The organism is Pseudonocardia halophobica, from assembly GCF_050948485.1.
Lineage (GTDB): Bacteria > Actinomycetota > Actinomycetes > Mycobacteriales > Pseudonocardiaceae > Pseudonocardia > Pseudonocardia halophobica.
The window spans coordinates 615,451-634,981 of record NZ_CP192046.1; the positions used below are offsets into that span (position 1 = coordinate 615,451).

The following is a 19,531-nucleotide window of genomic DNA, read 5'->3' on the forward strand; positions in this document are numbered from 1 at the left end:
CGGATGCTCGGCCAGGAGATCTCGAAGCCCCGATCGAGTTGCACGGTGCGCGGGACCTCGAAGGTGTGCGGGCCGAGCAGGCCGGTGCCCTCACGGACCAGTCGCCGATCGGAGCTCGTTGATGGCGAGAGGCAGTCGTCTTCGGCGCGGCCGGTCGCCCGGGGCCGGGTAGGTTTGGCCGGAGGACGCGCCTTGGCGGGGCACGCAAGGTGCGTCACGTCCGGCCGTGCATGGAGGTGTCGGGTGGACACGGGCAGGGTGCTGCCGGGCGGAGATCCATCCGGTCGGGCCGACGTCGTGCAGGAGAGCGAACGCACCCGCGTCACGCGGCTGTTCCTGCCCGGGCGCACGGTCGTGCGGAAGGAGCCGCGTGGACCGGACGCGCAGCGCCGGCTACAGCACGAGCTGGCGATCTTGGAGCGGCTGCGCGGTGTTTCGGGGGTTGCGCAGCTGGTGGCGCAGCCGCGGTATCCGGGGGCGATCGTGCTGGGGGACGCTGGTGCCGCCAGCCTGGCCGGGCTGGCCCTGCCGCTGGCCGTCGATGATCTGGTCGGGCTCGGACTGGGGCTGGCTCGGGCGGTGGCGGGGGTGCACGGCCGGGGGGTGGTGCACCGCGACATCTCGCCGGCGAACATCGTGATCTCCGCCGACGGCAGCCCGTGTCTGGTGGATTTCGCGCTGGCGACCTCGTTCGCCGAGATCCGCCCCGAGTTCATCCACCACTGCGAGATCGTGGGGACGTTGGCCTATCTCGCGCCGGAGCAGACCGGGCGCACCGGCCGGTCGGTGGACCAGCGCGCCGACCTCTACGGGTTGGGGGCGACGCTCTACGAGCTGGCCACGGGTGCGCCACCGTTCGGCTCCGATGATCCGCTGCAGCTCATTCATGATCATCTTGCGCGGGTGCCGACGCCGCCGGCACAGCTGAACCCTGCGGTCCCGACGTCGCTGTCGAAGATCATCATGCATCTGCTGGAGAAGGAGCCGGACCATCGCTATCAGACGGCGGCGGGTCTGGTCTACGACCTGGAGCGGGTGCGGGCCGGCGCGGCTGGGCTGCGGATCGGCGAGCGCGATGTTCCGCTGCGGCTGCTGCCGCCGTCCCGGCTGGTGGGCCGCGAGGAGGAGGTGGCGGCACTGCAGGTGGCGTTCGAGGACGCACGGGCCGGCCGGTGTCGTGGGGTGCTGGTCGGTGGCGCGCCGGGGGTGGGCAAGACGGCGTTGATCGACGAGCTGCGGCCGGTGGTGACCGGCCGGGACGGCTGGTTCGTGGCGGGCAAGTTCGACCAGTATCGGCGAGATCTGGCTTTTGACGCGGTGTATCAGGCGTTCCGCGCCCTGGGCCGGCTGTTGTTGGCTGAGCCGGAGGACGAGCTGGCCGCGGTCCGGGAACGGATCCTGGGAGTGCTCGGGACGAACGCGGGTCTGGTGACGGCGACCTCACCTGAGTTCGCGGCGCTGCTGGGCACGCCGCCGGATGCAGGAGATCCGCTGACCGCCCAGGTGCGGACGCAGAGGGCAGCTGTGGCGGTGCTGCGGGCGGTCGCCTCGCGGGAACGGCCGGTGGTGGTGTTCGTCGATGACCTGCAGTGGGCGGGACACACCCCGCTCGGCGTCGTCGACCTGGTGCTGACCGAGGAGCCGATCGAGGGCTTGCTCCTGGTGAGCGCCTACCGCGACGCCGATGTGGACACCACGCATCCCCTGCAGCCGATGTTGTCGCGGTGGCAGCGGCACGCCGGGCCAGATCAGGTGCGCCAGGTGCGCCTGGAGAACCTGCCGGTACCCGGCTCGGCGGTCATGGTGGCGGAGATGCTGCGCGTGGCCCCGGATGCGGCGGCCGGCCTGGTCGAGGTGATCGAGGCCTATACGCAGGGCAACCCGTACGAGACCGTGGAGCTGCTCAACGCGCTGCGTGGTGACGGCGTGCTGGCGGCGACGATCGACGGATGGCGGTGGAATGCGGCGACCGTGCGCGCACGCCTGCGCCGGTCCGAGGTCGCCGGGCTGTTGGCAGCGCGGGTCGCGGCCCTGCCGGCGCGGTCCCGGCGGACGGTGGAGGCGATGGCGTGCTTGGGCGGGCGAGCGGAGCTGAGCGTGCTGCAGACCGCCACCGCCGGGCCCGCGGACGGCATGGGCCGGCTGCTGGCGCCCGCCCTCGACGAGGGCCTGCTGGTGTTGGAGCCCGGGGCGAATGAGGCCGTGCGGTTTCGCCACGACCGTACCCGCGAAGCCATCCTGGCCGGGCTGGACCCGCAGCGGCAAGGCACTCTGCAGCTGGCGATGGCCCGCCGGCTGGCCCGGGTATCGGAGCTGTTCGCGGTCGCAGCCGAGCAGTACCTCCCCGTGATCGACGCGATCGACGATCCGGCGGAACAAGATCGGGTGGTGGGGCTGCTGCGGCGCGTCGCCGATCAGGCCGCGTTGATCGGCGACTACGCGCTGATGAACGCCCTGCTGGTCGGGGCGCTGCGGCTGGTCGACCCCGGCGACGCCGCCACGGTGGTCGAGGTGCGCACCGCCCGGCACGCCGCCCTGTTCAGCCTGGGACGCTTGGACGAGGCCGACGAGGAGTACCGCGCGATCGCGGCGCTGTGCCCCACCGCGGTAGAGCGTGCTGACGCGACGGCGGTGCAGGTGCACAGCCTGACCCACCGGACGCGGTTTGCCGAGGCGATCGACCTGGGCCTGGAGTCGCTGCGCGAGTGCGGCATCACCGTCCCGGCCGCGGACCGGCTCGCGGACGGTCTCGACCACCAGTTCGGCTATCTGTACCGATGGCTGGACCACACGAACGCGGCCGATGATCCGGCTCGGCCCGACCTCACCGAGCCCACGCTGCTGGCGGCGACCTGCTTGATCGACGCAGTCCTGCCGACCGCCTACTTCCTCGCCGACCCGCCCTTGATCGCCTGGCTCGGCCTGGAAGCGCTGCGGATCTGGACCGAGCACGGCCCAACCCCCACCCTGCTCGGCCCTGCCTGCCACGCCGCCTACGCTGCCGGGTCGCAGCACGGCGACTACGCCGCCGGGTACCGGGCGATGCGGCGGATCCTGGCGCGGGCCGAGGCCCGCGGCCACGAGCCCGCCACCTCGCAGGCGCGCCACATGTTCGCTGCCCTGAGCTGGTTGTTCGAGCCGATCGAGCACGGGGTGCACGTGGCTCAGCGGGCCCGGGAAGGGCTGATCGCGGGCGGCGATATGGCCTATGCCGGGTACACCTACGTGCTGACCGTGCCTGCGCTGCTGGACTGCGCGCCGACGCTGGAGAACTTCGTCGCCGAGGTGGAGGCGGCGGTGGCCTTCTTCCGCCGGACCGGCAGCGAACAGACCGGCCAATGGCTCGACAGCCACCACTGGCTGGCCCGCGTACTGCGCGGCGACAGCCCAGCCGCCGCCGGTGATCCGATCCCCCTCGACCGCTACGCCGACAACCCGCTGGCGCTTCTCTACGCGCATCTGAGCCACGCGCTCGCCGCCGCCATCTTCGACGAACCGGTCGGCCTGACCCGGCACACCGCGGCCGCGATGCCGCTGCTGTCGGCCGCGCCGGACCTCTACCCGACCGCCGTGGCCCGCCTGCTGTACGGGCTCGCCCTCGCCGAGCATGCCCGCGCCACCGACGGGCGCGAGCGCGGCGATCCGCTGCCCGAGCTGGACGAGATGATCTGGTGGCTGGCCTCTCGCGCCACGGATGCACCGGACAACTTCCGGCACCTGCTGCGGCTGCTCGAGGCCGAGCGGGCCTGGGCGGTCGGCGACTTCCGCGCCGCCGTGCTCGGTTTCGACGCCGCCCGACGCGAGGTCGCCGACCATCAACGGCCCTGGCATCGAGCACTGATCACCGAACGCGCTGCGCGCTTCCACCTCGCCCACGGCATCGAACACACCGGGCGCGACCTGCTCACCCAAGCCCGGCAGCACTACCTCGCGTGGGGCGCGGCCGCGAAGGTCGCCCAACTCGACTGGGTCTATCCGGTCCTGCAGCCACCCGCCCGGCCCACCGCCGGCCAGGACGCCGGCACCGAGCACCCCGGCGACCTTCCTCGTCGTCGCGCCACGGTCACCACCGGAACGCTCGACCTGCTCGGCATCCTGTCCGCGTCCCAGGCGTTGAGCTCGGAGACCAGCATCGATCAGCTGCACCCGCGCGTGGTCACGGTTCTCGGCGCGATGACCGGGGCCACCGGTGTGCGCCTGCTCCTGTGGAGCGACGATCGTCAGGACTGGCTGCTGCCCACCCCGCACGGCGGCACCGCCCTCGTCACCGACCGGGAGCGCGACGAGCTGCCGATGTCAGTGCTGCGCTACGCCCAACGCATGCGTGAACCGCTGGTCGTCGCTGACGCCACCCGTGACGACCGCTTCGCCCTCGACCCCTACTTCACCGCCCTGGACTGCTGCTCGGTACTGGCTCTGCCCGTCCTCAGCCGCAGCACCCTGCGGGCGGTGCTGCTGCTGGAGAACCGCCTGATCCACGGCGCCTTCACCGCCGACCGGCTCGACGGTGTCAAGCTCATCGCCGGCCAGCTCGCCGTCTCCCTCGACAACGCCCAGCTCTACGCCGAGCTCACCAGCTCACGCGCGCGGATCGTGGCCGCCGCCGATCAGGCCCGCCGCCGCATCGAACGCGACCTGCACGACGGGGCCCAGCAGCGGCTGGTCTCGCTCGCTCTGCAGCTGCAAGCCGCCCGAGCAGCGGTGCCGCCGGAGGCTGGTGAGCTGGCCGCGCAGCTGCACGAGCTGACCGTCGAGCTGACCGGTGCCCTGGACGAGCTACGCGACCTCGCCCGCGGCATCCACCCCGCGATCCTTGCCGAGGGCGGGCTTCGCCCGGCGCTGCGAGGACTGGCCCGGCGCGCCGCGATCCCGGTCGAGCTCGACACGCGGTTCGACCGTCGACTGCCCGAGCAGATCGAGATCGCCACCTACTACCTGGTAGCCGAGACGCTGACCAACGCAGCCAAACACGCACACGCCTCCGCCGTCCGCATCGAGGTCGAGACCGTCGGGGCCGATGACGCCAACGAGGTACTGCGGGTCCGGGTACACGACGACGGCCGCGGCGGCGCCGACCCCGCCGGCGGATCCGGCCTGGTCGGGCTCAAGGACCGGATAGAAGCGCTCGGCGGGCGGATCCGCGTGCAGAGCCCCCCCGGGGCGGGCACCACCGTGCAGGCCGAGCTCCCCCTGAACACCTGCTCCACCTGACGACGCCCCGCCGACTCCGGCCGCTGACCGAATTATCGGCCTCCGGTCTCGGTCCCGACCCGGGTGGCCCAGCGCGCGATCACAGCGCCGCGACGTGTCGTCCGGTGAGCAGGCGCAGCGCGATGGCGAGGACAAAGCCGTCGTGATCCGGTAGCCAGGGCCGAGGTAGTCGATGATCGAGGTCAGCCAGCCGTGTGGGCTCGGTGATCTCGTAGGTGGTGCCGATACCGAGCACACTCCAGCATCCCCGGTCTGGCTGGATGCGATCTGCCTGGAAGCCGACGACTGCTCGCTTGGCTGCGGCCGCAGCCTTCACGGGGCTCCCGGTGCGGAAGATGATCTCCTCGCCGTCCCGCAGAAAGGTCACCGGGTGCGCCGCCGGCAGAGCGTTCTCGGTGTAGACCACCCGGCCGACGTCGACGGTATCGAGCAGAAGCAGACACTCGGCCCGACCGATCGTCACGAAGCCAGCGGTGTGGCCCGTTGCAGAGACAGGAGCATCCGGCGGGCTGACGACTCGATCCACGGGACGCACTATCTCCCCCGATGTGTGGCGAGGCGGGCGGCCTCGGCGAGGGCCTTGCCGAACTCCCGAAGCTCGGCATCGGTGCTGGGTGCCGCCATGCCTCGAAACGCGCGCGGGATGCGGCCGAGGTAGCGGTGCTCGATGGCGCGCAGCACCCCGGAGAACGCTGCCGCGCCGGGGTCATCGCTCATGACCGACCGCCCGCCCGGCGCCGCCCTGCCGGGCCCGACCGCGAGCGCCCGCGCCAGGCTCGGGAAGCGTGTTGGCCGCTCCACCACACGGGAAGGGGGTGCCGCGCGGAGGGGGACGCGGCACCCCATGGCATCGGGTCCGGGGGCTCACGGGGCTGTGGATCCGCAGCAGGACCGCGGTGGCCGCCTGGTGCAGGCTCCGGTTGAGGCGAGTCAGCTCCGCTTGGGGCGCGGCCGAGACGGGCATGACGTCTCCGATCGGGTCGAGGAGCGGACCGTCCCGGGTTTGCCCGACAGGACTGAGCGGTTCGGCCCGCCGGGTAGCGGGTCGCGTCACGCCACCCGGCGGGGGTCGGTGGTCCTCTCAGGCCCGTCCGTGACGGCCCCGAGGACCTGGCGTACGACCCAGTGGCGGGCGTTCCGGTCGCTGCAACAGCCGGGCCAGTCGATCAGGGCAGCGATCCGGGCGACCAGGTCGCGTCTGCCCCGATCGACGGGCTCGGGGGCGGGGGAGCGGACGATGCGGTGGCCTGTGGCTTCCAGGTAGGCAGCCATGTGCGCGGGGGCCTGCGCAGCGTGAGCCCGGCTCGTGCCCTTGGTGAGCAGGTAGTCCGTCATCGCGTTGCTGAGCACTGCCACGCTGTCCACGGCGAAGAAGGATGCTCGCGGGTGGGCGCCGTGTCGTCACAGCCTCCGCCCATCTGCGCTACCGGCTGGGACTCCCCGCAACTTCCCGCTACCTGCAATGCGCGAGGCTGTCTCGGCTGCGACCGTGAGGCCGGTGTGTGGGTGCATGATCGTGGACGACAACGAGCGCTTCCTCGCCGTCGCCCGCGACCGGCTCACCCACGACGGGTTGGACGTCGTCGGCACGGCCCGAACCCAGGCCGAGGCGCTGGCGAAGGCCGCAGAGCTCAAACCCGACGTCGTCCTCGTCGACATCAGCTTGGGCACCGACAGCGGCTTCGAGCTCACCCGTCGTCTCGTGGCGGCCTTCCCCGACCTCCACGCGCACATCATCCTGATCTCCACCCGGGACCACGAGGACTTCGAGGACCTGATCACCGCTAGCCCGGCAGCGGGGTTCCTCCCGAAGAACCTGCTCTCCGCCACGGCCGTGCGCGAACTGGTCTCGCCTCACCGGTGCTGAACGGCCGGCGGCTCAGGGCCCCGACGGCGGCCGGTGTGTCTCCGGTGCAGGCCTTGCACCGGTCGACAGCTTGTCTCCCGGCGGATCAGTAGCTCAACGCCACCGGGCGAGCTCCGGCGGTGAGGACGAGCAAGCAGGCCGTGAGAATCCTCGAGGCTTGCGAAGTGGGAACGTTCGTCGCCGCCCGCCGGACTCAGCGGTTCTCGAGGAAGGTCAACACGGCAAGCACTCGACGGTGATCGTCCTCGGTGTCCGCGAGGCCCAGCTTCGTCAGGATGCTGCGCACGTGCTTCTCGACGGTCCCCTCGGTGATCCACAGTTGGCGAGCGATGCCGGCGTTGGACCGCCCCTCTGCCATCAGCGCCAGTACCTCACGCTCCCGCTGGCTGATGGCCCCGAGCGGGTCGTCGCGTTTGCGCGCAGAAACGAGCTCCTGCACCAGTGCCGGGTCGACGACCGAACCACCCCGAGCGACCCGCTGCAGGGTCTCGATGAACTCGTCGACGTCGCTGATCCTGCTCTTGAGCAGGTAGCCGATTCCACGCCCGCTCGCGAGCAGCTCCATCGCGTGGTCGACCTCGGCATGCGCGGACAGGACCAGGACCGCCATCTCCGGATGTTCCCGCCGGATCTCCCGGGCCGCGTCCAACCCCTCGGTGGCATGCGCCGGCGGCATCCGGATGTCCACGACCACCAGGTTCGGCGGCGTCTTGCGGACCAGCTCGAGGAGCTCAACGGCGTCACCCGCCTGACCCACGACCTCGAAACCGCTGCGCACGAGCAGGCTCGCCAGTCCCTCACGCAGCAGGACATCGTCGTCAGCGACGACCACCCGCAGGGCAGTCATGGCCGTGGAGGTTTCGCCTGGTCGGCGAGGGCGCTCACGTGCCTGGCCGTCAACATTTCGGCATTATCGACCACCGACGAGCCCTCACGACACCACTTCGTCGGCTACCGCAGCCCCGGACGAGGGGCCAGCGGGTGGAGCTCGGATTGGCCAGGGCGGGAAGGGCTCCGTAGGGGCCTCGATCGCGCTGGGGTGAGCACGTTGACCGCATACGGGGCGCTGCGGCGCCGAGCACCCCTGGGCGTTACCAGGTTCTCCCCTGAGGCTTGAGCCAGGAGAAGCCGGGGTTCTGCCTTCGGTGCCGTCTCCGTAGTGGCCGGCGACCCGGACAAGATCGTAGGCATGGCGGTCCGAACCGCGGCCCGCGCGCTGATCGAGCAGGTGCCGGACATCTACTGCCAGCGAAAGCTGTCCTCGGGCGACCACACCCTGGAGGCTGATCATCTACCACAAGGGCAGATCGACTACGCCGCCTTGCAGAGACGGCTCAACGGCTTCCTCCTAGTGGTGAAGCGCTCGTCGTGCCCGGCGGTGGGCTCGCCCGCCAACGCGACCGCGATCCTGTGAGTCCGTGTCAGGCGTTGAGGGCCTGTCGGGCCCAGTCCTCGTAGGTCGTCCAGGCGACGTCGGGGGCCTCGGCGTGCAGGGCGGCGAGGTCCACGGAGTACCCCTGCCTGTTGAGGAAGGTCCACATCGCCCGCATGTCCGCGTTGCCGATGCGGCTGGGGTCGCTCGTGCGGTGCTCGACGGGCCGGCCGAGTGCCGCCGCGAACGCGGCGGCCATCTGCTCCGGAGTCGGGGCGTCGCTCGCCAACTCGATGCGCCGTCCGACGTACTCGGCGGGAGCGGTCAGCACGCGTGCGGCGAACTCGCCCAGGTCGCGCCGTGCGACCTGCTGGAGGGGACGGTCCCCGGGGAGTGGGAGGTCGAGGACGCCCGCGCGCAGCTCGTCCAGCCCACTCAGGGCGTTCTCGAAGAAGTAGGTCGGGCCGAGGATCGTGAACGGGACGTCGCCATCGCGCAGGTCCCGCTCGATGACGGCCTTGCTCTCGAAGTGCGGCACCCCGCTGTCGGCGTCCGCGCTCGCGACGGAGCTGAAGACCAGGTGCGGCACTCGGGCCTGCGCCGCGGCGGCCAGGATCGTGCGGCCCTGCGCGATCTCCGCGTCCGTGCCGCCCTCGAATGGCGTGGTCATGGCGAAGACCGCTCGGATGCCGGACATGGCGGCGGTCAGCGCGTCGACGTCGTCGAGCGTTCCGGTGGCCAGCTCGGCCCCCTGTGCCCCCAGGCGCTGGGCTCCCGCGGACTCCGCCCGCCGGACGAGCGCGCGGATCGGCACGTCGCGGCGGCCCAGGGCGGCGGCGACCGCACCGCCCTGCCCGCCCGTGGCGCCAAGGACCAGGATCGACTCTCCGGCGTTCACGACATCCCCTTCGCGTTCGGCTAGTTGCACGCACAACCATCATGGCCGCCCGCGTCATCCCTGAGCGAGGCGGGGCCGAGGGCGGGGAGGTCCGTATGGTCCCGCAGCGCCATGGCACCGCGGGTCCCCAGTGCTTCCAGATGTCGGACGATGATCGCCACCGTCCGGTGCGCTCTGCGCACCCCGCCCGACGCGGACGCCGTGGCCAGGACCCGAGAAAATCAGCCGGGATGACGACGACGCGTGCGTGCGCGGCAAACCTGGAGCTGATCGGTTCCGGGTCCACCTCGCCGACCGCGCGGCCTGGTGGGCCTGCCGGCGGAGCACGCCGCGACCAGCACGGGGATCTGGCTGGTCTACGACAAAGGTGCTCCGCACATCCTCGACGACACCCGGTGCGGGTCAGGATGCCCCGGTGAGGGCCGAGACACGCCGACGGGCTTGACGCCACCACAGCATAGAAACACGTAGGGGGAAGGCCTGGTCGGCCAGGGAGCGGTCGCGGAAAGCGCCGAAGCCGCTCGGTGTTGGACGCAGGGTGAGCGCTCGCGCGCCCGCGGCCGCCGGCAGGCCGCGGTGGGAGGAGAACCCGGCGGTCATCAGATGTGCGGCCGGGGGCTCAGCAGACCGGCCGCGACCAGTCCGTACAGCCCGCAGGGGGCGGGGCCTGCTCGACCGTCCTTCACGGTTCGTCACTGCGACCCTGCGGCCACCAGTGTCGCTGTGATGGGTTCGAGCTCGGTGATCAGCTCGTCGAGCTCGGCGGGGGAGAGGGCCTCGTAGGGCGGGGCGGCGAGCTCGTCGGTGAGGTCTTCGATGCGTTGCTTGGTCTCGCGGCCGGCGTCGGTGAAGCGGCTCTCGGCGTCGACGAGCCCGCGCTCGCGCAGCCCGTCCATGACCGCGGCCAGCCGCTCCTTCGGCAGGTGGTGGATGCGCCCGAACGACTCCGGCGGGTGGATGCCCATCTCCAGTGCGGACAGCACGTGGGCCTCCGTGCCGCCGATGCGCGCGCCGACGAGAGCGGCGACGTGCCCGTCACCACGGTGCTCGCGCAGCATGGTTGCGGAATGCCACAGGCGGGCGACCGGGTCGCTCGGCACCGGCAGGGTGCGCATCCCGGCGTAGTTCACCCGACCTTCTGTGGGCGCGCTTGTCGCGGCTCTGGTGGTCAAATCGGCGGCGCGCACCAGGCCCGGGGAGTCGGCCAGCTCGTCGCCGAGGATCCGCCGCACGGAGGCCGCGCTGCCCCGCTCCCGCGCGGCGAGGGACGCCTCGGGTGGGATCGTCTCCCACGCGCTCGGGATGTGCCGCGCGGCCTCCCCCTCGGCGAAGCTGTAGAAGGCCGCGTGCACGACCTGCGCCGGCACCCGCCCCAACGGCGCAGCGCGGCTGGCGAAATAGCCGTCCCAGTAGGTGCGGTGGCCGAGCGCGGCCAGCTCCTCGTTGCACTCGTCGGCGAAGTAGGTGACCAGGCAGATCGGCTCCAGAAGCTCGAACATCCGTCGGGCGGTGCTCGCGGTGGGCATGCCTGGTCCGACTCGGAGAGCCCCCCGAACTCATCGGCTTGTGCAGGAGAAATTCGGCTACTTCCGTCGCTTGACCAGGGTCCGCTCGGTGGATGGAGCGAAGCCGACCGAGGCCCCGACCGTCGGGTGGAGCGTGCCGACCCCCTCGGTCCGGCATCCGGACGCCAAGGCTTCTCGCATCACAGCTCGGGCGCTGGAACCCGTACGTCGACCGCTCGACGTCGGCGTAGGCATATACCCGGACGTGGCACCGGGCCGGGGCCTCTCGTCGGAACGGTCGTGGTGGCCTGGCGGGACCGACCCGGCAGCGGTCCGAGCCGAGCATTCTCGAGGTCTCCTCGAGTCCCCCGCGGGCGCGGTCCAGAGCGCCGAGCGGACCAGGCCAGACAGCTGCGGAATGCACGCCGGCGGGGAGTCGGTCGCCGACCTCTGCACGTCGTGAGGCGACGTGCTGCTCAGTAACGTCGCCAGGCGGTCGGCACAGGTCGGGTCGGCTGCTCTGCATCGGCCCAGACGCCAGCTTCGTCCTTGCCGGGCGGTGTCCCGTTGCTCCATTCGTCGCCCGACCACCGCAACAGGGCGCTGATGCCCGCAACCACAAGGTGCACCAGGACCACTACAGCAAAGACGAGGACGCGCAGGGCGAGGAAGACGCCGGCAGCGACGGGCGTGAGAAGGCAGAGCAGCGGCGTGCATCCGACGAGGATGAGAAACAGCAGTAGATAGATCATGCCGCCTCCTGGCTGTTGGGCAGCGGCGAGCCGGAAATTCTGCCAGCCCTCGTCGAACTCCGCCATTACCTCGGCCGGGACGATCTCCTCGGGTCGGCGGCATCGTCGAGCAGGTACCCGGCTACCTCGGCGCCGGGCCCGGAGACCGTTCAGCGCGGTCTTGGCGCCGTGATCGAGTTGCAGCTCCCCGACGCACCCCCGAGTCTCTTGACGGTCGAGATTTTATCGGGAGGGTGATCGTTGTGGCTCGTCTGCTCAGGGATGTGCGCGGAGCGATAGCGCGGCCCGCACGCTTCGCTCGGTGGAGCGGCTGGACGGTGGGACTGGTGGTGCTCGCCCTGGTGCAGCTCGCGGCGCCCCCGGTGATCGCGGCGCTGGGCGGGGGAGCGTTCACGACGGCGGACCGGGCCGGTGAGCCTGCGATCGTGCCGGCCGGGCATGCGTTCTCGATCTGGCTGGTGATCGAGGTCCTGTCACTGCTCTGGGCAATGTGGGCGGCGGTGCCGGGCGGGCCGGACCCGGACCTTCGGGAGCGGATCGCGCGGCCGCTGACCGTGGTGTTCGCGGGGTTCACCGCGACCGCGACCGCGGTGGCGCTGCTGCGCTGGACCGGTGTGCTGCTGCCCTACCTCGGCGCGGTCGTGTGGGCCCTCGCCGGGGCGGTGCTCGGTGCCCGCGGGGCCGGGGAACCGGTGCTCGCACTCGGTGCCGCCGTCGGGCTGGTTGTCGTGATCGTCGCTGCCCTCGGGATCCGACGGCGCGGTCTGCATCTGCGGTGGGCCGGTCCTGGTCGGCGTCAACCGGCGGAGGGCTGAGCGGTGGCCGGGACTCCTGGGGGTGATGCGGCTCTGTTCGCCTGCCTGAGCTACCGGGATGCACGTGTCGCACTCGAGTCGCTCACCACGGTCGGGTTCGAGGTCGTCACGCTCCAGGACGGCCAGGACGGCACCGTGCTGCACGCGCTCGACTACGCAGCCTCGGGATCGCCCAGAGGCCAGCCCTGGCCCGCAACGGGTCGGGGCTGGCGGTTGTTCGGGGGTGAGCGCAGACCCGGTTGCGGCCATAGTCGAGGCGCGGACCTGCGGTGACGTGGACGACTACTGACCGCCGGGGCGTCGGCCGAGCTGCCCGCGGCGCCCAGCCGGGCCAGCGCAGTTCCGCGTCGTGAGGGACGCTGGGTTTGCCCGGGCGGATCACCGTGTCCACATCCTCGGAGCTGGGCGTTCATCTGCTGCTGTCGGCCGTCCTGGCTCGACGCAGAAGCCCGTCAGGATGGGTGCGTGCTGGGACTGGAGATGGCGGTCGTCCTGGGCGTCGCCCTGGTCGTGTGCGGTGCGCTGGCGCGCCGCTACCCGATCGCGCCGGCGATCCTGCTGGTGCTCGTGGGTGTACTCATCGGTTTCGTGCCGCATCTGCGCCAGGCCCAGCTGCCGCCGGAGGTCGTGCTGCTGCTGTTCCTGCCGGTGCTGCTGTACTGGGAGAGCCTGACGACCTCGCTGCGGGAGATCCGCAACAACCTCCGCGTCGTGGTCCTCGCCAGCACTGTGTTGGTTCTCGCCACCGCCGCGGCGGTGGCGGCCGTGGCGCACGCGATCGGCCTGCAGTGGGGGCCGGCCTGGGTGCTCGGTGCCGCGCTCGCCCCGACCGACGCGACCGCGGTCGGTGTCCTGGCCCGGAGGCTGCCGCGCCGGACCGTGACCGTGCTGCGCGCGGAGAGCCTGGTCAACGACGGCACCGCGCTGGTGATCTACGGCCTCGCGGTCGGGGTCACCGTCGGCGAGGAGCACCTGACGCCGCTGCACGTGAGCGGTCTGCTGGTCCTGGCGTACGGCGGCGGTGTGCTCACCGGCGCGCTGACGGGTCTGGTCAGCTGGCAGCTGCGCCGCCGGATGGACGACCCGATGCTGGAGAGCATCGCGATGCTGGTGACGCCGTTCGCGGCGTTCCTGCTGGCCGAGTTGATCCATGCGTCCGGGGTGCTGGCGGTCGTCGTGTGCGGGCTGTTCATGAGCCAGGTGACCCCGCGCATCACCGGCGCGGTCACCCGGCAGACCTCGGTCCCGTTCTGGACGGTCTCGACGACGGTGCTCAGCAGCGTGCTGTTCGTGCTCGTCGGTCTGCAGGCCCAGAGCGCGATCCGTGAGCTGTCCAGCGTCTCGCTGGTCCGCGCGCTGGTCGACGTCCTGTTGGTCACCGCGGTGGTGATCGGGGTGCGCTGGGCGTGGCTCTACACCACGCCGTACATCATCCGCGCGCTCGACCGGCGGCCGGCGCAGCGGCTGCGCCGGCTCGGTGCCCGGCAGCGTTCGGTCAGCGGCGTGGCCGGGTTCCGCGGCGCGGTCTCGCTCGCCGCGGTGCTGGCCGTGCCGCACACGCTGGGCTCCGGAGCGCTTCCCCGACCGCGACCTGATCGTGGTGATCACGTGCGGGGTGATCGTGCTGACGCTGCTGCAGGCGCTGCTGCTGCCGCGTGTGGTGCGGTTCGCCCGGCTTCCGGTCGACACCTCCGTCGAGGAGGAGCGGCGCTTCGCCGAGGTCTTCACCACCGACGCGGCGATCGGCTCGATCGACGCCACCGCGGCCGAGCTGGGCATCGACGAGCGCGTGGTCGAGCGGGTGCGCGCCGAGATCGAGAAACGGCGGAAAGTGCTCGCGGCCGACGGCGCCGAGGGAGATCCGATGATCCGGCACGACGACCAGTACGCCAGTCTCTGGCTCGCGCTCATCGCCCGTCGGCGCGAGGCGCTCCTCGAGCTGCGCGACGAGCAGCGGATCGACGACATCGTGCTGCGCCAGGTCCAGGCCCGGCTCGACATCGAGGAGGTCCGGTTCTCCAGGGCCAACCCGGCCGACTGAGGCTCGACGCAACCCCAGACGGCGCGAGCATGCGGGCTTGGTTAGCAGCTGAGCTCCAGGTCGCGCGGCCGATCTGACTCTAACTCGTCGGCTGGGGAAGAGTGCGCAGCGGGTGGTGTCGGCTGGAACCCTGCTCCTCGCGACCCTCAGCTTCTTCGGCGGAACAGGAGCGTTCGCCACGATCACGAACGCAATCGGCCCAGCTGTTCGTGGGACTACCTCGGTCGATTCGTGGCTCACCTACTTCCAGGCCTTCATGCGACGTCGGCCGATGCCTGGCGCAGGGTTCGGCTCGGCGAACATGCCGCCCTCGCCGACCCGGAGCACGACGCCTACTTCGACGTGTGTCACATACTCCAGGGAGTGTGCCGGGATCCTGACCCGGCGAAGCGACCCGACGGAGCAGCTCGTGACGGATGATGAGGCCGCCGTGGGCGGGGAGGACCGCTCAGTACTGACGCGGGCCGCGCCCGGGCCGGACGAGGTGCGGAGGTACGGCGACGATCGCGACCAACTGGTCGAGATCTACCGCGGCGCTACGGGGGCGGGCCTGATCTGCGTGATCCACGGCGGCTTCTGGCGGCCTGCCTACGACCGGACGCACCTGCGGCCGCTCGCGTCGGCGCTGCGCGAGGAGGGCCGGACGGTGGTGTCCGTGGAGTACCGCCGGGTGCCGGGCGACCCGGACGCCTCGACGACCGACGTTCGAGCGGCATTGGCGCTCGCGGCGGAGGTCGGCAGCCCGGTCGTCGTTGCGGGGCATTCCGCCGGCGGGCACCTCGCCCTGTGGGCCGCGGCGTCGGCGCCGCCTCCCGGGCTGGTCGCCACGGTCGCGCTCGCGCCGGTGTCCGACCTGGTTGCCGCTCAGCGGGCTGGATTGGGTGACGGTGCGGTCGGGGCGTTCCTGGGCGTCGCCGGTCCGGAGCCCCGTCCTGACCTCGACCCGGTCCGGCTGGGCCCGGTCGGGTCTGCGGTGACGATCGTGCACGGCGAGCGGGACGGAATCGTGCCGCCGGCGCAGGCCCGTCGCTACGCGGACGCTCACCCGGGAACCGAGGTCGTCGTCGTCCCCGGAACGGGGCATTTCGCGTTGATCGATCCGCTGTCGTCGGCCTGGCCCGTGGTCCACTCGCGGCTTGTCGCGCCGTTGTCGCTCGACCAACCATGAAGGCCGCGGCTCACGAAAGGCTGCAGGCGACCGAAGGGATCCCGTCATGAAGATCGACCGGCTCGACCACTTCGTCCTCACCGTCGCCGACCTGGACGCGACGATCGACTTCTACACGCGGGTCCTGGGCATGGAGGAGGTCACCTTCAAGGGACGGAAGGCGCTCGCCTTCGGCCGCTCGAAGATCAACCTGCACGAGGCCGGGCACTCGTTCACGCCGTACGCGGACAAGCCCACGCCGGGCAGCGCGGACGTCTGCCTCATCCTCGACGGCAGCCTCGACGACGCCGTCGCCGACCTCGAGGCCGCCGGCGTGCCGATCGAGGAGGGCCCGGTCGACCGCACCGGCGCGACGGGCCCCATCCGCAGCGTCTACATCCGCGACCCGGACAGGAACCTCGTCGAGCTCAGCGTCCACCAGGACCGCTGACCGCGCTCCACACCCCGGTCCGGCTCAGCCGCCCCAGGTCATGACCGGGGCACCGAGGACGTCCTCGTCGACGTCGACGCCGAGGCCGGGCGCTGTGGGTGGGAGGACCCCGCCGTCGAGGACGGGGGCATCGAAGCGTGCGGTTCGCAGCGTCACCATGTCCTGGGTGTTGAGCACGCCCCGGAGCAGGCGGGGAGGGATGGTCGCGGCCAGGTGCACGATCGCGGCGAAGGCGACGGCGGACCCGGTGGTCTCCTGCACGGCCATCGTCAGCCCGGCGGCCCGGCACATGTCGCGGTGGCGGCGTCCGGAGGTCAGTCCGCCGGCCTTGGAGATCTTGAGTCCGATCCCGTCGGCGGCGTCCTCGGCCACGACCGTCGCGATGTCGGCGTCGAGCTGGGCGAGCTCGTCGAGCACGATGGGGTGGGGGCACCGACGACGCAGGGAGAGGGTCTCGCGCCAGGTCGGGCAGGGTGCTTCGAGGACGAAGTCCAGACCGTCGGGCAACAGGCGGAGCATCCGCAGGGCCGTCTCGGGGGAGAGCCCGCCGTTGGCGTCGACGAGGAAGTACTCGCCGGGGCGGCGGTCGGCCAGGCAGGCCGTGATCCGCTCGGCGTCGAGCGTGGGGCCGCCCTCGGCGTCGAGTGCCCCGATCTTGATCGAGTGGGCCCGGTGGCCGCGTTCGCGGTGCTCGGCGACGTGGGCGCGCATCTGCTCGGGATCCCGGGCGTAGATGGAGGAGATCATGGGCAGGGGCACGTTCGTCGAGCCGCCGAGGAACTCGCAGACGGGCAGGCCCACGGACTTGCCGAACAGGTCCCAGCAGGCGACGTCGAGGGGCGTCTTCGCGTGGTTGTGGCCGACCAGCGTGGCGTCCATCGCGTCGGCGATCCGCTCGACCTGGCGGGGGTCGCGGCCGAGCAGCGCGGGAGCGAGCTCGGCGATGCCGGCGCGCACTCCGCGGGCATGGGCGGCGATGTAGGTCGACCCGAACGGCGTGCTCTCGCCCCAGCCGACGGTGCCGTCGTCGGCGGTGATCCGCGTGAAGGTGGCGTCGAAGGACTCGTAGGTCCGACCTCCCGACAGCGTGTAGACGCCCGCGACGTACGGCAGGTCCACGCTGAACAGGTCGATCCGCGCGATCTTCATCGTCGTTCCTCGGGTCCGGGGCCGCAACGACACGCTCCTCAGGGCGGGGTCAGGACGATCTTGCCGACGTAGTCGGACCGGCCGAACGCCTCCTGCGCGGCATGGATCGCCCCGAGCGGGAACAGGTGCGCGACACGGGGGTGGATCGCCCCGGTCACCGCGTCGTCGACGAGGCGGCGGAAATGGGCCGGGGTGTGCATCGACGAGCCGACGAGGCTGATGTTGTGCAGGTACAGGCGGCGCAGGTCGAGCTCGATCCGGGCGCCGCCGACGGCGCCGGCGATGACCCACCGGCCGCCGTCGCGGACGCGTCCGAGCACGGCCGGGAGCAGCGGGCCGCCGACGACGTCGATCACCGCGTCGAGCCCGTCCGGAGCGACCTCGGCGATCGCTGCGGCGGTGGTGGCAGGGTCGCCGTCACGGTGCACGACGGCGGCGGCGCCGGCGTCGAGGATCGCGTCGCTCTTGTCGGGGGTGGTGAGCGCGACGACCCGGGCACCGCGCGCGGCCGCGAGCTGCACGGCGGCCAGGCCGACCCCGCCGGAGGCACCGGTGACCAGCGTGGTCTCCCCTTCCCGGAGTCGGCCACGTTCCAGCATGCCCATCGCCGTGCCGTAGGCGATGGGCAGACAGGCGAGTTGTTCGTCGGTCAGCGGCGAGCTGCTCGCGTCGTGGATCTGGTCGGCGCGTGCGGTCACGTACTCGGCGAAGCCACCGTCGGCCTCGCTGCCCAGCAGGCCGACCGGGTTCGCGTCGTCCGAGGGGCGGTCGTAGATCGCGGGATCGACCAGCACCCGGCGACCGACCCACTCACCGACGACGTCGTCGCCGACCCGGACGACGGTGCCGGCGATGTCGCCGCCCTGGATGCGGGGGAACGCGATGGGCCCCCGCCATCCGGCGAGCGCGTCCGGGCGGCCCGGGAGGCCGTAGGCGCCCTGGCGGGTCCAGACGTCGGTGTTGTTGATCGCGGCGGCGGCGACCCTGATCAGGACCTCGCCCGGGCCGGGAACCGGGACGGGGACCCGCTGCAGCCGGAGCGCCTCGGGGCCGCCGAAGCCCGTGAGCACCGCGGCCGTCATGTCCACGGGAACCGCCGGTGTGTGCGCCATGGGACCTCCACGTCGATCGTGTGGCAACGGGCTGCGGTCAGGTCGGGGAACGTCCTGCGGCTCGGATGGGCGCTCTCGGGGAAGTGTGTACCTGACGGGCCCTGCACGTCCCCTACGGCTCTTCTGTCAGCCACGCCAGCATGCGGCCCTGCGACCAGCAGCGGCCGATGGCCTCGGCGTGCAGGGCCGCCCCGTCGAACACCGTCAGGCCGATGATGCTGTGGCCGGAGGCGCGGCGGTCCCCGAGTGTCGGGATGGCGGGCGCGACGCCGACCCCCTCCGCCGACACCCACGCCACCGGGCGGCCGGCCGCCGCGTCGTCGAGGCGGTGCAGGAACCGCAACCGGTTCTCGAGCGGGAGACGCGACAGCGCCCACGTCGTGGTGACGACGGGCAGGGCGTCCGCGGGCACGCGGGCGAAGGCGTCCGGCAGCATCTCGACGACGTCGCCCCTCAGCAGCACCGGCGGGGCCGCCGCCCCCAACGCGATCTCCGCGTCGAGCCTCGCGAGCCGCTCCGGCTGATCCGGCGGCAGGCAGGCGCGCAGCCACCGGGCGTCGTCCGCGTCGGTCACGTCGACCGGATCGAGGTCGATGCCGATCCGGGAGACGACCTGCGGCATCGCCCGCGTCGGGACGGGCCGGGCTCCCACGATCGAGCACGACATCTGCACGGGGGACGACGGGTCGCCCAACGACTGCCCGTTGCCGTACGTGATGCCGACGCGATCGACACCCAGGTTGAGTCCGGCGGAGCAGCCGACGTCGATCAGCCCGACGGCCTCCGCGCCCACCCGCCGTGCCGCTTCGGCGATGGCCGGGTACAGCACCGCGCAGCGTCCGGTCTCGTCCGGACGCGGCGGCCGGCGCACGGCGACGGCCACCACGGAGTCGGTCATCCGCAGCAGCGTGTCGATCGCCGCGCGGGCGGCGGCGTCGCCGTCCGCAGCGGCGTAGGCCGCGGCGAGCGCCGGGGCGCGGCCCGCGAGGGCGAGGTCGTGCAGCGCGGCGAGGATCACTGTGGGGCGCCGCGAGCGCGCCGGTGCCGCCTCGACGGCGCGCAGCGCCTCCTCGGACTCGCTCAGGGCGACGGCCACGCGTTCGTACAGCGGCGACGTCCCGGCGGCCTCGACCTCGCCGAAGCGGCGGTACACCTCGGCGAGGGAGCGAGCTCTAACCATGGGTGCGGCGCTTCCTGCGGTCGGCCCCTGG

At 72.0% G+C, this 19,531-nt stretch carries 17 protein-coding genes; 7 read left to right on the forward strand and 10 right to left on the reverse strand.

Annotated elements, in window-relative coordinates; all coding sequences use genetic code 11:
- Positions 1-3 precede the first annotated feature (3 nt).
- Positions 4-5,211 (forward strand): AAA family ATPase, encoded by a 5,208-nt coding sequence (locus ACQP04_RS03000; RefSeq protein WP_433505549.1) that lies wholly within the window; start codon positions 4-6, stop codon positions 5,209-5,211.
- Positions 5,212-5,290: 79 nt separating this feature from the next.
- Here the strand turns inward: ACQP04_RS03000 and ACQP04_RS03005 are convergent, their stop codons facing one another.
- From ACQP04_RS03005 to ACQP04_RS03015, 3 genes are all read right to left on the reverse strand, one after another.
- Positions 5,291-5,737 carry a pyridoxamine 5'-phosphate oxidase family protein gene (locus tag ACQP04_RS03005; RefSeq protein ID WP_433505550.1) on the reverse strand — a complete coding sequence of 149 codons (447 nt, stop codon included), beginning with the start codon at positions 5,735-5,737 and terminating at the stop codon, positions 5,291-5,293.
- 8 nt (positions 5,738-5,745) lie between these two features.
- A complete protein-coding gene (locus ACQP04_RS03010) occupies positions 5,746-5,928 on the reverse strand; it encodes a hypothetical protein (protein ID WP_433505551.1) in 183 nt (60 codons plus the stop codon).
- Between the two features lie 333 nt (positions 5,929-6,261).
- Positions 6,262-6,576, reverse strand: a complete 315-nt coding sequence (locus ACQP04_RS03015) for a hypothetical protein (protein ID WP_433505552.1) — start codon at positions 6,574-6,576, stop codon at positions 6,262-6,264.
- Between the two features lie 151 nt (positions 6,577-6,727).
- Here ACQP04_RS03015 and ACQP04_RS03020 point away from each other — a divergent pair, with 151 nt between their 5' ends.
- Positions 6,728-7,078, forward strand: a complete 351-nt coding sequence (locus tag ACQP04_RS03020; protein WP_433505553.1) for a response regulator — start codon at positions 6,728-6,730, stop codon at positions 7,076-7,078.
- Between the two features lie 193 nt (positions 7,079-7,271).
- Here the strand turns inward: ACQP04_RS03020 and ACQP04_RS03025 are convergent, their stop codons facing one another.
- Positions 7,272-7,925 carry a response regulator gene (locus tag ACQP04_RS03025; protein ID WP_433505554.1) on the reverse strand — a complete coding sequence of 218 codons (654 nt, stop codon included), beginning with the start codon at positions 7,923-7,925 and terminating at the stop codon, positions 7,272-7,274.
- 312 nt (positions 7,926-8,237) lie between these two features.
- Here ACQP04_RS03025 and ACQP04_RS03030 point away from each other — a divergent pair, with 312 nt between their 5' ends.
- On the forward strand, positions 8,238-8,492 hold the full coding sequence (locus ACQP04_RS03030; protein WP_433505555.1) for a hypothetical protein: 255 nt from the start codon (positions 8,238-8,240) through the stop codon (positions 8,490-8,492).
- 7 nt (positions 8,493-8,499) lie between these two features.
- Here the strand turns inward: ACQP04_RS03030 and ACQP04_RS03035 are convergent, their stop codons facing one another.
- From ACQP04_RS03035 to ACQP04_RS03045, 3 genes are all read right to left on the reverse strand, one after another.
- Positions 8,500-9,348, reverse strand: coding sequence for an NmrA/HSCARG family protein (locus tag ACQP04_RS03035; RefSeq protein WP_433505556.1), 849 nt, complete (start codon positions 9,346-9,348; stop codon positions 8,500-8,502).
- Positions 9,349-10,040: 692 nt separating this feature from the next.
- The gene (locus ACQP04_RS03040; RefSeq protein WP_433505557.1) at positions 10,041-10,847 is read right to left on the reverse strand and encodes an SCO6745 family protein; all 807 of its coding nucleotides are present in this window, start codon (positions 10,845-10,847) and stop codon (positions 10,041-10,043) included.
- Between the two features lie 482 nt (positions 10,848-11,329).
- Complete coding sequence (locus ACQP04_RS03045) at positions 11,330-11,671, reverse strand: hypothetical protein (RefSeq protein WP_433505558.1); 342 nt, start codon at positions 11,669-11,671, stop codon at positions 11,330-11,332.
- Positions 11,672-11,922: 251 nt separating this feature from the next.
- Between ACQP04_RS03045 and ACQP04_RS03050 the strand changes: the two genes are divergently transcribed.
- From ACQP04_RS03050 to ACQP04_RS03065, 4 genes are all read left to right on the forward strand, one after another.
- Positions 11,923-12,420, forward strand: coding sequence for a hypothetical protein (locus ACQP04_RS03050; RefSeq protein WP_433505559.1), 498 nt, complete (start codon positions 11,923-11,925; stop codon positions 12,418-12,420).
- A 465-nt stretch (positions 12,421-12,885) separates the two neighbouring features.
- Positions 12,886-14,538 (forward strand): cation:proton antiporter, encoded by a 1,653-nt coding sequence (locus ACQP04_RS03055; protein WP_433505560.1) that lies wholly within the window; start codon positions 12,886-12,888, stop codon positions 14,536-14,538.
- Between the two features lie 332 nt (positions 14,539-14,870).
- Entirely contained in the window at positions 14,871-15,629 is a 759-nt protein-coding gene (locus ACQP04_RS03060) for an alpha/beta hydrolase (RefSeq protein WP_433505561.1), read from the forward strand.
- A gap of 46 nt (positions 15,630-15,675) precedes the next feature.
- Positions 15,676-16,059 (forward strand): VOC family protein, encoded by a 384-nt coding sequence (locus ACQP04_RS03065; RefSeq protein WP_433505562.1) that lies wholly within the window; start codon positions 15,676-15,678, stop codon positions 16,057-16,059.
- A 24-nt stretch (positions 16,060-16,083) separates the two neighbouring features.
- On the opposite strand, the gene ACQP04_RS03070 is transcribed toward ACQP04_RS03065, so the two are convergent.
- The 3 genes from ACQP04_RS03070 to ACQP04_RS03080 all read right to left on the reverse strand — a co-directional run bounded on the left by ACQP04_RS03070 (position 16,084) and on the right by ACQP04_RS03080 (position 19,500).
- Positions 16,084-17,208: a mandelate racemase/muconate lactonizing enzyme family protein gene (locus tag ACQP04_RS03070; RefSeq protein WP_433505563.1), complete on the reverse strand. Its 1,125-nt coding sequence runs from the start codon at positions 17,206-17,208 to the stop codon at positions 16,084-16,086.
- 38 nt (positions 17,209-17,246) lie between these two features.
- Positions 17,247-18,320 carry a zinc-binding dehydrogenase gene (locus ACQP04_RS03075; protein ID WP_433505564.1) on the reverse strand — a complete coding sequence of 358 codons (1,074 nt, stop codon included), beginning with the start codon at positions 18,318-18,320 and terminating at the stop codon, positions 17,247-17,249.
- Positions 18,321-18,432: 112 nt separating this feature from the next.
- Positions 18,433-19,500, reverse strand: a complete 1,068-nt coding sequence (locus tag ACQP04_RS03080; RefSeq protein ID WP_433505565.1) for a DUF2332 domain-containing protein — start codon at positions 19,498-19,500, stop codon at positions 18,433-18,435.
- Positions 19,501-19,531: the final 31 nt, after the last annotated feature.